This is a genomic window from Flavihumibacter stibioxidans, assembly GCF_014332695.1.
In the GTDB taxonomy this organism is placed as follows: domain Bacteria; phylum Bacteroidota; class Bacteroidia; order Chitinophagales; family Chitinophagaceae; genus Flavihumibacter; species Flavihumibacter stibioxidans.
On the sequence record NZ_MBUA01000001.1, the window covers coordinates 368,573 to 382,477 of the forward strand.

The 13,905-nt window shown below is 38.4% G+C and carries 14 protein-coding genes; 7 read left to right on the forward strand and 7 right to left on the reverse strand.

Going from position 1 to position 13,905, the window contains the following annotated elements:
- Nucleotides 1–286 precede the first annotated feature (286 nt).
- The 3 genes from BC349_RS01530 to BC349_RS01540 all read left to right on the forward strand — a co-directional run bounded on the left by BC349_RS01530 (nucleotide 287) and on the right by BC349_RS01540 (nucleotide 3,429).
- Nucleotides 287–1,789, forward strand: a complete 1,503-nt coding sequence (locus tag BC349_RS01530) for a trypsin-like peptidase domain-containing protein (protein WP_187254990.1) — start codon at nucleotides 287–289, stop codon at nucleotides 1,787–1,789.
- A 352-nt stretch (nucleotides 1,790–2,141) separates the two neighbouring features.
- Nucleotides 2,142–2,645: a hypothetical protein gene (locus BC349_RS01535; RefSeq protein ID WP_187254991.1), complete on the forward strand. Its 504-nt coding sequence runs from the start codon at nucleotides 2,142–2,144 to the stop codon at nucleotides 2,643–2,645.
- Between the two features lie 223 nt (nucleotides 2,646–2,868).
- Nucleotides 2,869–3,429, forward strand: a complete 561-nt coding sequence (locus BC349_RS01540; protein ID WP_187254992.1) for an MFS transporter — start codon at nucleotides 2,869–2,871, stop codon at nucleotides 3,427–3,429.
- A 4-nt stretch (nucleotides 3,430–3,433) separates the two neighbouring features.
- On the opposite strand, the gene BC349_RS01545 is transcribed toward BC349_RS01540, so the two are convergent.
- The 7 genes from BC349_RS01545 to BC349_RS01575 all read right to left on the reverse strand — a co-directional run bounded on the left by BC349_RS01545 (nucleotide 3,434) and on the right by BC349_RS01575 (nucleotide 10,282).
- Nucleotides 3,434–4,183: a polysaccharide deacetylase family protein gene (locus BC349_RS01545; protein WP_187254993.1), complete on the reverse strand. Its 750-nt coding sequence runs from the start codon at nucleotides 4,181–4,183 to the stop codon at nucleotides 3,434–3,436.
- A gap of 237 nt (nucleotides 4,184–4,420) precedes the next feature.
- A complete protein-coding gene (locus BC349_RS01550; RefSeq protein WP_187254994.1) occupies nucleotides 4,421–4,993 on the reverse strand; it encodes a LysE family transporter in 573 nt (190 codons plus the stop codon).
- Nucleotides 4,994–5,041: 48 nt separating this feature from the next.
- A complete protein-coding gene (locus tag BC349_RS01555; protein WP_187254995.1) occupies nucleotides 5,042–5,368 on the reverse strand; it encodes a hypothetical protein in 327 nt (108 codons plus the stop codon).
- The gene (locus BC349_RS01560) at nucleotides 5,365–6,219 is read right to left on the reverse strand and encodes a sterol desaturase family protein (protein WP_187254996.1); all 855 of its coding nucleotides are present in this window, start codon (nucleotides 6,217–6,219) and stop codon (nucleotides 5,365–5,367) included. Before BC349_RS01560 ends, BC349_RS01555 begins: the two co-directional genes overlap by 4 nt.
- Nucleotides 6,220–6,227: 8 nt before the next feature.
- Nucleotides 6,228–6,680, reverse strand: a complete 453-nt coding sequence (locus BC349_RS01565; RefSeq protein ID WP_187254997.1) for a DUF2147 domain-containing protein — start codon at nucleotides 6,678–6,680, stop codon at nucleotides 6,228–6,230.
- Between the two features lie 19 nt (nucleotides 6,681–6,699).
- Nucleotides 6,700–9,267 carry a DUF5686 family protein gene (locus BC349_RS01570; RefSeq protein ID WP_187254998.1) on the reverse strand — a complete coding sequence of 856 codons (2,568 nt, stop codon included), beginning with the start codon at nucleotides 9,265–9,267 and terminating at the stop codon, nucleotides 6,700–6,702.
- A 136-nt stretch (nucleotides 9,268–9,403) separates the two neighbouring features.
- A complete protein-coding gene (locus BC349_RS01575) occupies nucleotides 9,404–10,282 on the reverse strand; it encodes a DUF4382 domain-containing protein (protein WP_187254999.1) in 879 nt (292 codons plus the stop codon).
- 235 nt (nucleotides 10,283–10,517) lie between these two features.
- Between BC349_RS01575 and BC349_RS01580 the strand changes: the two genes are divergently transcribed.
- The 4 genes from BC349_RS01580 to BC349_RS01595 all read left to right on the forward strand — a co-directional run bounded on the left by BC349_RS01580 (nucleotide 10,518) and on the right by BC349_RS01595 (nucleotide 13,871).
- Entirely contained in the window at nucleotides 10,518–11,096 is a 579-nt protein-coding gene (locus BC349_RS01580; protein WP_187255000.1) for an RNA polymerase sigma factor, read from the forward strand.
- An 11-nt stretch (nucleotides 11,097–11,107) separates the two neighbouring features.
- A complete protein-coding gene (locus BC349_RS01585; RefSeq protein ID WP_187255001.1) occupies nucleotides 11,108–12,676 on the forward strand; it encodes an outer membrane beta-barrel protein in 1,569 nt (522 codons plus the stop codon).
- 53 nt (nucleotides 12,677–12,729) lie between these two features.
- Nucleotides 12,730–13,149, forward strand: coding sequence for a hypothetical protein (locus tag BC349_RS01590; protein WP_187255002.1), 420 nt, complete (start codon nucleotides 12,730–12,732; stop codon nucleotides 13,147–13,149).
- Between the two features lie 86 nt (nucleotides 13,150–13,235).
- On the forward strand, nucleotides 13,236–13,871 hold the full coding sequence (locus tag BC349_RS01595) for an HD domain-containing protein (RefSeq protein WP_187255003.1): 636 nt from the start codon (nucleotides 13,236–13,238) through the stop codon (nucleotides 13,869–13,871).
- The last annotated feature ends 34 nt before the right edge of the window (nucleotides 13,872–13,905 follow it).

The window sequence follows — 13,905 nt, forward strand, 5'->3', positions numbered from 1 at the left end:
CAATAATTTACAGGTAGTTAATGAGATGCTGCATAGCACAATGTGCAGTACTGCTATTTATTTTCTTGCTGTTGGGTTATTCAATTACAATTCTTAAAATTATTTTCTCAATAGTGTAAAATTTTAGGAGGAAAACCGGAAACCTGATGAGGCTCCAAGAAACGAGCAATCGTTAAAGAAGATGTAAAGCTAAGGTTTCCGCCCCGGCAGCAATGCCGGGGTTTATTTTATTCAGTTTTCTATCAGTATTGCTTTTGAAACTTTATCTAAACAAAAAAATTATACAATGAAAAGTAAAATGAAAATAGCCGCCCTCGCCTTTGGTGCTGTTGCCATCATTGGCGGTTATGCCTTATTTGCCAACAACAGCAAACCATACAACAGTGTGTTACAAAACAACAGTACTGCTTTTGTAAAAACGGCTTATACAGAAACCGGCTCTACCCCAATTGACTTTGAAAAGGCGGCCAGCAGTGCAGTGCCAACGGTAGTGCATATTAAAACTGTTACAAAGTTTAAAGAAACTGCAGGCCGCAATCAGCAGCAGCAGAATCCTTTTGGTGATATGTTTGGCAATGACGATTTCTTTAAAAAATTCTTTGGCGATGGCAGCCGGTCTTTTCAGCAGCCAGAGCAAAAAGCTTCCGGTTCCGGAGTTATCATCAGTAATGATGGTTATATTGTTACCAACAACCACGTTGTGGATGGTGCAACTGATATAACAGTTACATCTAACGACCGGAAGAATTATAAAGCCAAAGTAATTGGCACAGACCCTAACACCGACCTTGCACTTATTAAGATAGATGCAAAGAATCTTCCAGTGATGCCATTGGGTAATTCTGATGATGTTCATTTAGGCCAATGGGTACTGGCAGTTGGCTATCCGCTAAACCTTGATGTAACCGTAACACAGGGAATTGTAAGTGCCAAAAGCAGGAACATTGGCATTAACCGGCAAGGTACTGCACCAGTGGAAGCATTTATACAAACTGATGCTGCAGTAAATCCCGGAAGCAGTGGCGGTGCTTTGGTAAATACAAATGGTGAACTGATTGGTATTAATACAGCTATCGCATCTCCTACAGGTTCATACGCAGGTTACGCCTACTCCATACCCTCTAACCTGATGCAGAAGGTAATTGGTGACATCATGAAATTTGGTACCGTACAACGGGGCTACCTCGGCATAAGCATGGCACCTGAAGATTTAGATAATGCAAAGAAAAAAGAATTAGGTATAAATGATGAAGTAGCTGCTGTGTGGGTTATGGAAACAGACCCTGCCGGTGCTGCTGAAGAAGCCGGTATTATAAAAGGTGATGCCATTATTAAAATTGACAACGCCGCTGTAAATACAGGCGCCCAGTTAGCAGAACAGGTGGCACGGCATAAGCCCGGTGATAAAATAAATGTAACGGTACTCCGTGGCAAAGAAGAAAAAGTATTTGCAGTTACGCTAAAAAATAAAGTTGGAACATTTGCCAGCCAGAAAGCCGCCCTGGTAGAGTCATTAGGTGCTGTGCTGGCTGATGTAAGTAAAGATGATGCAAAGAAAATGAATATTACCGGTGGTGTGCAGGTTACAGAAATTGGCGATGGCATTATTGGTAACGAAACCAATATGAAACCCGGTTTTGTAATAACCAAAGTGGCAGGCATTGTTGTTAAAACAACAGAGGAACTGAGAGATGCCCTTGGTAAAGCAGGAAATAACTTCCAGATTGAAGGGTTATATCCCGGCAGCAGTGAACTGTATTATTATGGTATCAATGATTTTAAAAAATAAAGGAGGAATTCCAAAGATTAGAAAAGCCACATCTTAAGGTTGTGGCTTTTTCATTAGGATAATACGGCCTGATACTGGCTTTACTCAATTAATCTTCATCAGCAGTTTGTTGTCATCTTTTAACAATTCACTCCACTCAATATTCAGAATCCCTGCAGATTGCAGTAATAAATTATTATAGAATTTAATCAACTAAAAAAGTAAATTAATAATCATGAAATGGATAACATTTATGAGCATAATAATGATACCAGTATTGATGGTATCCTGCTCAAGTACATACATCACCTCATCATGGAAAGCTCCAAAAGGTTATAGTGCAACTAAAGACGATAAAATAATGGTATTGGGTATGCTGCCTGATAAAGACCGCAGTATGAGAGAAGCGGTAGAAACTGAAATGGTGAAAGCGTTGCAGGAACAGGGTTACCAGGCTACATCCGCTTTTGAGGCTTACGGCCCTAAATCTTTCCAGGGAATGAATGAACAGGAGGTAATGGCCGATTTAAAAGATAATGGTATTCAGGCCGTAATGACAGTTGCATTGCTGGATAAAGAAAAGGAACAGCAATACACACCGGGAAGAGTGGATTACCAGCCCCGTTTAGGGTATAATCCATTCTGGCGACGGTATGTATATTACTACGACAGAGTGTACACACAGGGCTATTATACCAACAGCACCAACTATTTTGCTGAAGGCAATTTGTATGATGTAGGCAGTAACAGGCTTATTTACTCTGTGCAGTCTAAAACATTTGACCCATCATCCATGGCAAACCTTGCAAAAGATTACAGTAAGGTGGTGGTGAAAGATATGATTCAGAAAAACATTATTTCCAGTCATAAAGGTTAATATAAAAAGTATATTTCGTTTGCTTCCATAGTTAAATGCCGCTTCGTTTTCGGAGCGGCTATTTTATTGCAAGTTGTAAAAAGTAATTTTAGGAATGATTTTAAATCAAGGTCTTTAATTGATTTGCTACCACACTTTTTTCATTGATTTTTTATATTTTTAGTTCCAGTAAAACTGCTCTTAATCTATAAATTTATTTGCAGGCAGAAGAAGCTTTTTCAGAATGAAACTCTCGGGCACAACCAAAATATTATTACTTGGAGCAAACATCTGGTATTTCGCAGAAGGAATGCTGGGGCCATTATTTGCAGTATTTGCACAAAAAATTGGGGGAGATATACTTGACATTACATGGGCCTGGGCAACCTACCTTATTATCACAGGTATCCTGTACATTGTTTTTGGCAAGCTAATTAACGGCAGGGAGAATAAAGAAAAGATTATGGTGCTTGGTTATTTGCTAAACGCCTTTTTTACTTTTGGTTACCTGTTTGTCTCAAACCCCATCCAGCTTTTTATAGTGCAGGCCGGATTAGGTATTGCAGAAGCAATGGGTACACCGGCATGGGACTCATTATATGCAAAAAGTCTTGATGATACAATGGACTCGTATGCCTGGGGACTATCAACCGGCCAGGCGCAAATATTTACAGGTATTGCATTTGCCATTGGTGGACTCATCACTCATTTTATTTCATTTGATGTACTTTTTATTACAATGGGAGTAATTCAAATTATTGCTGCGGTGGTAACAGCACAACTTCTTTTGAATAAAAAAAAGTAAGTATTCATTTTGCAGATATTTCCGAAACGGTATAAAACTTCAATCCAAGTTCTTTTGACCGGTTAACGATATGTAATAATCTTGAAAGCGAAACTTTTAGGTTCGTATCACCTTCTTCAATCCTATGACCTACTAAAACCAAACAATTACGGTTTTCACTTGCAGAATGTAACATCTCATCATACATCCACTCTTTTCTTTTAGAGCTGTTATCCATACCCATTGCAAATAATATTCTTTCATTCATTGATGCAGTAAGGCTTCGGGAAAGATTGGGAGAACCATTAAGGGCCCTTAAACTTTTGAAATACGGTCTTAATGCCTGGTCGGTTTCTTTATTGTGAGAACCGAATGGGTATGCAAATACAACCGGGTTGAAACCATCCTGTTTCATTAAAGAAAGGTCGGGATAGATTTCAGAATGCAGAAGGTCCTTCTCACTATGGTTTTCCAAATATTTTTGAATGTTCTGATGGTTTGTAGTATGATAGGCAATTTCATTGCCATGCTGCATGATTGCTTTTAATTTAGCAATTTGTGTTTGTGATAAATTGTGATAACCTGAAATGTAGAAAGTTGCTTTAACTCCAAGTGAATCTAAAAGCGGAAGGTACTTATACCAATTATCTACATAATCGTCATCAAAAGTCATGGCAATACCGGGTTCGGTTAAGGTTCCGTATTTATCTGTTTTACGACAAGATGCAAAACTTATGATTATGAGAAACAGAGTTACTCTGCTTTTAGTTATCATCGTTAATAGTTTTTGTGACTAGAAGCCAATTTCGAAATAGCTTGTACCCCTTCCTCATTGCCAGAAATCAATATTCAATTAAAATTCAAACCGACGATTTATTCCTGCTCACATAATTTATCATGAATTGTATAAATAATCTTATCTGCTCTTTCAATTGGGTTTATGTATCCGTAACTTTCGGATTAAAATACCTATAGACCTGTATGCCTGCCGTTGCCAGCAGCACAGCTCCAATTATCCTTTAATAATGTATTGGTTTGATTTTATGGAACTGATAAAATAGTCTCCCCCATAAATAAAAATGATGAAGCCCAATAATGAACCAACGCCAATGCCTGCGGTGTAATAATTATAAAAACTGCTTTCAGGAATCAGTATTTTTTTACCCAGCAAAAAACTGCTCCATAAAAACCAGAACGGTATTTTCATAGGGTCAATGGCGCTGATGGTTATACCAGACCAAAATGGGAAATTTATATCGGCTGGCATAGCTGAAGTAAAGCCTGTGTTTTTGTAAGCCGCAATAAAACTATATACCGCAAGTATCAGAATGATGAGTATGGTAATCCATTCCAATGTTTTAAACAACCGTTGTTTACGGCTAATCCACTCCATAGATACTACAGCAAGGCGTACAAAAATTAACTCTGTAAGTATGCAGCCTGCAGCAAATGCAAAGCCTGCAACTGTGCCTGTTGATACCGAGACATAAGTCGTGATTAGGTTTAAAGGCCCCAACGGCAGCGACCCTAAAAAACTTATCAGCAACCCCCAGCTAAATACTCTTATTAATGGCTGTAGTTTCAATGAAGTTCAGTTTTGTGCCGCTATTAGTAAAATACACTTCCTGATAAGCTAATTAAATCTTGTCACCCTGCACATATACTTCCACAATAAGGTTGCAAGGTCTTCCACTGTGGAATAATTATCCATTTGCAAAATCAGGTTGTAAGAGAATTTTACTTTTAGTTCTTTAGCGGCTGCTAATATCAGTTCAATAATATCCCCAACAGAAAAAGGCAGCTCTGTAAACAACCTGGTTTTTACCGTAATTGCAATGTTACAGGAAACTGATTTTTGCTTACACTCTTCTAATACTAATTGGCAAACCACTTCCCGGCCTGCTATATATTCCATTATATCCGGGGTATAAAGCGGCATTATAAATGCTGTGTGTTTCATTTTAAAATAGTTGAAGTAGTATTTTCCTCATCTGCTTTTATTTTACGGTATTTACCAAACGGGAGTTTAACCAGGGAATAAAAATTTCTTGTTTCGTTTTTATCCATGTAAGTATCTACTCCAAAAACAAGTTGCTCGGCCGGTAGTCTTTTCAGTGTACCAAACATCCTGTCCCAAATACTCAATACATCTCCATAATTGCAATCAGTATAGGGCTGTTTGTAATGATGGTGTACCTGGTGCAGGTTAGGCGTTATAAACAGCAGGCTGATTAATTTGTCGGCACTGTCCGAAAAGCGGTAATTCATGTGGGCAAATAAAGTAGTTATTGCCTGTATAATCTGGCGCAGCATCAGCATCCAAAATGCAGTGCCGGTTATAAACACCCATAAAAGGGTAAAAGACATCCTTACTATATTTTCTCCGGGATGCTCCCGTAATGTGGTAGAAACATCCACCACATTATCGCTGTGGTGTACAGCATGAAACATCCACAACCTTTTTACTTTGTGCATCACTACATGATAGCCGTACTCACCAAGGTCGAGTAAAATAAAAGATGCGATAAATACCCACACCGGATTTGTATTTTTTGGCAACAGGTATAAAATGCCGAATTGATGCTGGGTTGTCCATTCAATGGTTTTAATGAATGCTAAACCCAGCAGCAACTGACCGGGAATACTTGTTACAATAAACGGGGCATTGGAAAAAGCATGTTTCCATTTTTTGTAGTTGAACAGTACACCAGCCAGGTTTTCAACATTCCAGATAAATATAAATAGCAAAATAAAAACCCAAAGCTGTACCTGGTGTCCGTTTGCTGCTATAAAATGTTTAATTGATTCCATTTGTTGATTTAGTTAGTTTTTGTAAAACACATATTTTGTCCAAAGATTTCAAAATGCCAATAGCCCCTTACTTTCAGCATTCCTTCAGTAGTAAGCCATGCCTTTGCAGCATACTCCTTACCGCTCGATGGGTCGTAAATATGCCCGCCCTGCCATTCTTCTTCATCTGCATTATAAGTAAGGCCGGTTAATACTTCAAGGCCAAGCAGTTTCCTGTTGCGTAAAGATTTATCCGGATTCTTTGAGTCACATCTTGTTGCCATTGGCCTTGCTTTATCATCACTGTCATCAAACCAAACAATTTTGGCTTTATACTCATTGCCGGATTTATAAATTTGAACGATTACATTTTTATCCTCATTGGCGAGCCACTTGCCTACAATTTTATCAGCATTATACTGCTTCGGAGTTTTAAACGAAGTCATTGAAACAATGATGGCAGCAAGAGCAACGTATTTCATAACTGGCTATTTATTTAGTTTAAAACATAAGGGTTACCCCTACATAAATTCCATCTTTCTTTGCGTATGGATTATTCAGGTAATTCAACCTCCTGTAATATTCAATACTCATTACATGAAAAATGTTTTCGATGCCCACACTGGCTTCCATAAACGGGGCTTTACCAACCAGGTTAAAATTTGAACTCTTGTTATAATCAACATTCGCTTTACTCATATTTCCCCAATAGGAATTAAACGATAACCGTTCCCGCCAGCCCAATTTTCGCAGTAAAGGAACCTTGTCGAACAATGTACCGCCGAGGTATAACCTGGTATGTAGGCTTACATATTTATCGGCAGCAAATTCATACGGTGCCATTGTGTTAAACTGGTATTTGCTTGCTACATAATATTCATTACCTGCCGGAACATTTAATAACAGGTATGGTATAGTACCGAATACTTTGCCTGCTTCCAGTTTATAGTACAGCATCATTTTGGGCGGCAGCCTCAAGCGTTGCTCCATACCGATATTTATCTTGTGATATTCAAACTGTGCTTTGCCCTGTTCAAATCCATAGGTATAGTTTGCATACAGAATAGGAGAAAAAGTGCCGAGCCGTATGTTATCATAATTGAGAATAGTTGTTCGTTCCTTATGTGCATACCGGATTCCTATGGATGCTTCTGCAACCGGAAGTCTTTTGGCAAACACACTATCGTAAGGTTTATCTATTGACGGATTTATCGGCCGGTATTGAAAATCAAACACCGGGTTCAGCTCTTTATATGTTAAAGATGCTTTGGCGGTAAAGTTGGGTGACAGGTATTGCTCATGCTTCAATAAAGCCTGCTTAACATACATTCTTGTAAAAGGAATATTCTTTCTAAACAGGGAGTTGACAATATTGTCTTTATCCAGTTCATCGTCCTGGTCAATAATAAAATCATAATCACTGCCGTAAGAAATGGATGTTTTAGTCCACCTTGCTTCATTCCATACATACTTTAAGCCCAGCATTCCTTTTAGTTTCTGGTCTTTTGTACCGTAAGCACCATAACCGTAAAGGTTTATTTTTTTGCTGATGCCGGGCATGGTCCAAAAGCCTGTGCGGAAACGCCATCCTTCAATTGGGTTGCGGCTTACAAATGATGAATAAGGCCCAATGCGTACATACTTTCCAAAATCCCAATAGCCGGTACCTGCAAATGCAATCAGTTTTACATCCCGTTGAAAACGGTTATTCTCTTTTAAAGAATCCACCATTTTGTAAATATTTTTCTCGTGGATGGTTAATGAATCCGGTCTGTTTTGCACCCAAAACATTTCTGATTTATCCCAATTTGTAGTTTGTTCTTTTTTTATAAGGCTCGATAATACTACTGATGGCTCTGATGTATTTAATTGTATTTTGTCAGTTACGGTTGTATTCTTGATGATAAACTTCATTCCGTTTTTATCTTCGGGTACAGGCAGGCCGAGTAATGCCAATCCACTTTCAAATTTTACTTCGCTGGTAAATTTGTAAGGCATGTACACCAGTTTATCACTGGCACTATCATACACCTGTTTATAATCCTGGCTGTAATTAATATCGTTTACAAAATTCAGGTTGGCAGTTTTGCTCAGGTGCATATCCACGGTTTCCACCGCCAGTGTTTTAGTGTTTATCCATAATGTGCCGCTGAAAGCCCTTTCATAGGCATGTAAAGGTGTAAACCTGATTTGCTGCAGTGTATCGCCATTATCAGAAAGCATGGTGCTGCCTTCAAAATATTTGTAATAAGAAAAAGCATTGGAGTTTAACGGGCTCACATAGGTCTGGTCGAAAATGGGAAGCCAGTCATCATACACATTGAAGAAGAAATAGAATTTGTCTAACTTACTTAACAGATTATCTGTTTTAAGTCCAAGATTCTTTTTGGCAATAATATTTTCCCTGTCAATATTAGGTGAAACGGAGTGGTAACTGTTGGCAAGCCGCTCCGCAAAATAAATGGGCAAGTCTTTATCGTCTTTTGCATTACTGTCGAGTTTGCTGTAAGTTTTTAGCATCAGGCTTTTTAAACCACTGCCCTTCGCTTTTTCATAATCAATATGGTCAATATCCAGTTCATTTCTGGTGTAACGCTGGTAGCTGTAACTACGGAACCTGGAAGGATTGTTATTGGCTTTATGGTCAATTACTTTTTCCATAAAACTTTTACCCGGCTTTTTAGTAACACCAATTACCACTTCCTGCAAAGCATTTGCCTTTGGTTTCATATTTACAGCAATGCCTGATGTGTTTCCTTTTTGCAATGCAATGGTGAAATGCTCAAACCCCACAGAGGTAATTTCAAGGCTGTCGTACCAGTCTGTAATATGCAACCGGAAAGAGCCGTCTATTTTTGATAAAGTACTGTAAGAACTGCCCTTTAAATGAATAGTGGCATTCTGCATGGGTTTATTGGTTCCTTCTTCAGTAATCTTACCTGAAATAATAAAACCGTTTTGTGAGAATGCAGCGGCGGCATTCATTAGCAGAAAGATTATGATTAGATATTTCCTGGTCATGTTGTTGGTGATGTATTGTGTAAAGCGAATGGGTAAAGTTGATGACATTCTGAATTTGTAATCCTGATAAATCTCTTTAACGTTATTTTATTTATCTGCACTTTTATAATTTGAAAAGTTGGGGCAAAAAAATACCGGCTGCGGTTTTGCAACCGGTAATATAAACCACACCCATGCTTGAACCTTATTGATGAAGGGTAATCAGCGGCAACTTCTTTTCCTGCCCTGCTGTTACCTGTATATTATTGATAGTGGTGTCACGGTAGGGAGCTGTTGCTTTGTATAACACTGAGTAAATGGCCGGTTTTAATCCTCTGATTTTATACTCGCCATCTTCTTCCGGTATGGCATAAGCCGTATCTGTTGCGTTATAAACTTTTACCAGTGCTTTTGCCGCCTTCGGTTTTACAACTCCTTCAATTTTACCGGTTGTATTATCACTGTAACTTTTTAATTTAGGTTTCAGGCAATACACTCCGTTTTCAAATTCAATAGATTTTGCCACATCAAAATCTATACGAATCCTAATCTGTCCGCCGGGCAATGTTTCTATACTGTTACTTTTAATTTTTACATACAGGTAAGGGTTATTATCACATAATGGTAATGGATAAGAATGTGTGCTGTCTGTCCATACCGTATTATTGCTGCCCAGCGTAATTCTAACCTTGGTAATTTTTCCGCTGTTTGCATAAGCATTGGCAATAAGTGTATCTACGCCATTCTTCAGCTTCAGCAAATCATAAATTCTTGGTGTAACACTCAATGTATCCCAACGTCCGTAACGGTCATGGTGTTGGTGGTCATCATCGCCATCGTTGTCGCCATTATAATAATCATCATCATGATGTACAGTACCCGTATCAATTTTTACTTCCACATACCTTATGTCCACCAATACTTTTAAAAGATTTGGTACAGGGTCGTCATTAAGATACACAGCTACACTTTGCTTACCAGCCGGGGCTGTGGTACTTGTTGATGTTTCTTTCTTGCAGGATACGATAGCAATAGCTATCAATACAGATAATGCAATTGCTGTTTTAATTTGTTTGGTTTTCATTTTATACAAATGTTTTGTGTGATGAATACTGCTTTTAATAAGCAGGTTACTGATACAGACAACAGCATTCTAAAAAATAGTTGGGTGATAAATGAATTCTAACATCCTGCAAACCTTTGCATAAAGTTTTGGCAAAAAACTAATCCGTGAATCCCGTCAAATTCAGTTTCCCTACAGACTTGCAGGCTATTCTTGATTTTTTTTTTGGGACACCCGTCTAAAATCAATCACCTGTATGTCTATACCAGAAATAAACCAACACTTGGCAGACGGCCACCAGTTATTAATTAAAGGCTGCTTAGCAGGCGACCGGGCTTCCCAGGGAAAGCTTTATGAAAGCTATTGCCGTAAAATGATGGGTATTTGTATGTGGTACGCAAAGAACCGGGAAGAAGCAGAAGAAATATTACAGGATGGATTTATGAGGGTGTTTAAATACCTGAATACTTTTACCGGTGAAGGTTCTTTTGAAGGATGGATGCGGAAAACAATGGTAAGTGCGGCACTCTCCAAGTACAGAAATAAATCAACACACCTGCGGCCCGTTTTAGAATTCAGTACTGACTATCATGATATTTATGAAGAACCAACTTTTATTACACAGTATGATGAACGGGAACTGGTAAAACTGATACAAACATTAAGCCCTGCCTACCGGCTGGTTTTTAACCTGTATGTTTTTGAAGGTTTGAAACACCGGGAAATTGCAGCCTCTTTGAATATTTCGGAAAGTACTTCCAAAAGTAATCTTGCTGATGCAAGAAAAATATTGCAGGCTGCATTGACAGTAAAAAAAAAGACGGCAACCATTTAAAATAAAAGAGTATGGATAAAAATCTACAAAATATTGACGAAGCATTTAACAAGGCTTACCAGTCTTACGAAGATGAGCCATCTGCTGCTACATGGGAAAAACTGAGTGCCGCACTGGATAAAGAAGATGCAGAAAAATATAAACGCCGTTTTATTGGCTGGAAACGGATAGCTGTTGTGTTGCTTTTTCTGCTTTCTGGGTTTTTGATTTATGAAACCGGTGTGGTGATAAAGAGAACGAATGATAAGGAACTGGTAAAGCAAGGAAATGATACAGATTCTGCAATGGTGACAGATAACACCGGCGCAAACAAAGAGAAAACAACTGTTGAGACTGGCACAAAAGAGAGAAAGGAAAATAGTCTTCCTTACGTTTTTGACAATCAGGTACAACAAGCACCTTCTGATGTATTGATTGAAACAAATGAAAAAGAAATTCTTGCGCCAAAATCTAATCAACAAATCATTACTGCCTTTGAACAGTCCGGAATTGATATAAATACATCAAAGATTAAAAAGGCCAATAAGCAATCAGCAATGGATAAAACTAAAATCACCATCAGGCCAGGTGCAATATCTGAAGATGAAATAGGAAGCATTGCTGACAATAATGTACCAGAAAATAAAAAAGGCAGCAGTAAAATAAAAGATGACCAAACGGCAATTGTCTCAGGTATGGAAACGGATTCCATCAGGAAACGTTTTACTTCACCAATCACTTCTATCGCAAGAATTGAAATATCAAAACCCAAAATTTCAGACTTAAAAATTAAGGAACCAGTACTGCCCGTTTTAAACACCACCGCCAGTATCGCTTCATCAAAAAAGAAAAAATCTTCATCTTCATTCAAACCCTTCTGGTCGGTTACCGCATTTGCAAGTAATGATTGGGGGCAATATACAATTGATAATGATGTACACGACAATACCGGCAATCAACAGGATGAGAAAGAAGAAATCAACCGCCGTGAAAAACATGAAGGTTCATTTTCAACAGGTGTATTAGCAACCAGGCAATTCACTAAGCATATTGGTGTAAAAACGGGCCTTATTTACTCCAACACTGCAATAGGTATTTCTCCGCAGGAAATGTATGCTGCAAAGAAAACTGATGGCAGTATTGCTTACAAATACATCACATCATCAGGCTATGGTTTTGTAAAACCAGGGTTTGGTTTGCCGCCTGCAATTGGCGACAGCATAAAATCTACAGAAGCACAACATAACCTGCAGGTGATAAGTGTTCCATTAATGGTATCATACCGGTTTGATAAAAAGAAATTTTCGGTGATACCTGCGGTGGGCTTATCAGCCAATTTCATTACCAGCGCTAATGTAAAAACAGAAGTGACGGATGCACTGAACAAAGAATCCGTTACCATAAATGGATTAGATGGCATGAGGAGTTTTTATACCGGGCTGATGGCTGATGTAAACCTGCAATATAATTATAACAGCAAATGGTCCTTTAGTTTGTTGCCCGGCTTTAGATATGCTCTTACACCTATTACAAAAGGCAATGTGGTAAAAACATTTCCATACAGCTTTAACATAGGTGCAGGCATATCGTATAAATTTTAAAATACTCCCAACTAAAATCAAATAACCTGTTGTCTATTCTAAAAAGTAATATCATGAAAAAAGCAATGTTTTTTACAACCGCACCTTTAGTCATTGTTGCAGCTATTGTTACAATCAGCAGCATGATGTTTTTTGCAAGTTGTTCCAAAGACGGAAAGAAAGATGGCAATGAAAACGAAAATCACTGCCCGATAATTGCAGCAACTGCTGTGCCGCAGATAGTAAAAGATTCTTTTGCTGTCCGATATCCTTCATTAACAGTGGATACCTGGTTTCAAAAAGACAGTATAGGCTACTGTGCTTATTTTATTCAACCGGTAAACCAGAAAAAATTAGCTGAGTTTACAAAAACAGGTTCCTTCATTATGGAAGAGATTGACCTTGACCTTGACGGAAATTTTGAAGATTCAACAGGCCATTCAAATCCCAAGGCTCCGGGTGTTTGCGAATGCGAAATACCAGAGGTAAAATAGTTTTTCATTTGCACTTTTAGGGTAAGCTCCCTGATTTTTTCAGGGAGCTGTTTTAAACCTTATTGGATTAACGAAAATACCAGTACATGACGGACTCCAATTTAAAAATAATCGCCTCTGTAAAAAATGAAGTAACGGCGTTACTCTCCACAAAGCTTGACCCAAAATTTGTATTCCACAACCTTACACATACCATGCAGGTTGCAGAAGCTGTTGAAGGTATTGCTACTTTCTATCAGTTTAGTGAGGAAGAAAAAGCTATTTTAATAATTGCTGCATGGTTTCACGACACAGGTATTATTACCGGCCGTATAGAAGGGCATGAAGCAGAGAGCATCAGGATTGCCGAATCATTTCTCTCCAGGCATTCTATCCGTCAGCCGCTAATTGCTAAAGTGTCAGCCTGCATCCTTGCTACAAAAATGCCACAGCACCCATTAAGCGGAATGGATAAAGTGATATGCGATGCCGACCTCTTTCATTTAGGCTCAAATAATTTCAAAGAAAGAACAGAGTTGTTAAGGTTGGAACTTCAGGATTATTATAACACATCTGCTTCTGAGAAGGAATGGGACATGAACAATATTGAATTCTTAAAATCCCATCATTATTTCACTGGCTTCGGCCAGCAAATGCTGGAACCTGTAAAGCAACAGTGGATTAAGAAAATTGAAAAACCAAAACGTCAAACTTATAACAGGCGAATGCAAATTGTGGTTTGATAATGAACACAGGTCTTTGGTGTTTTCAAAACTG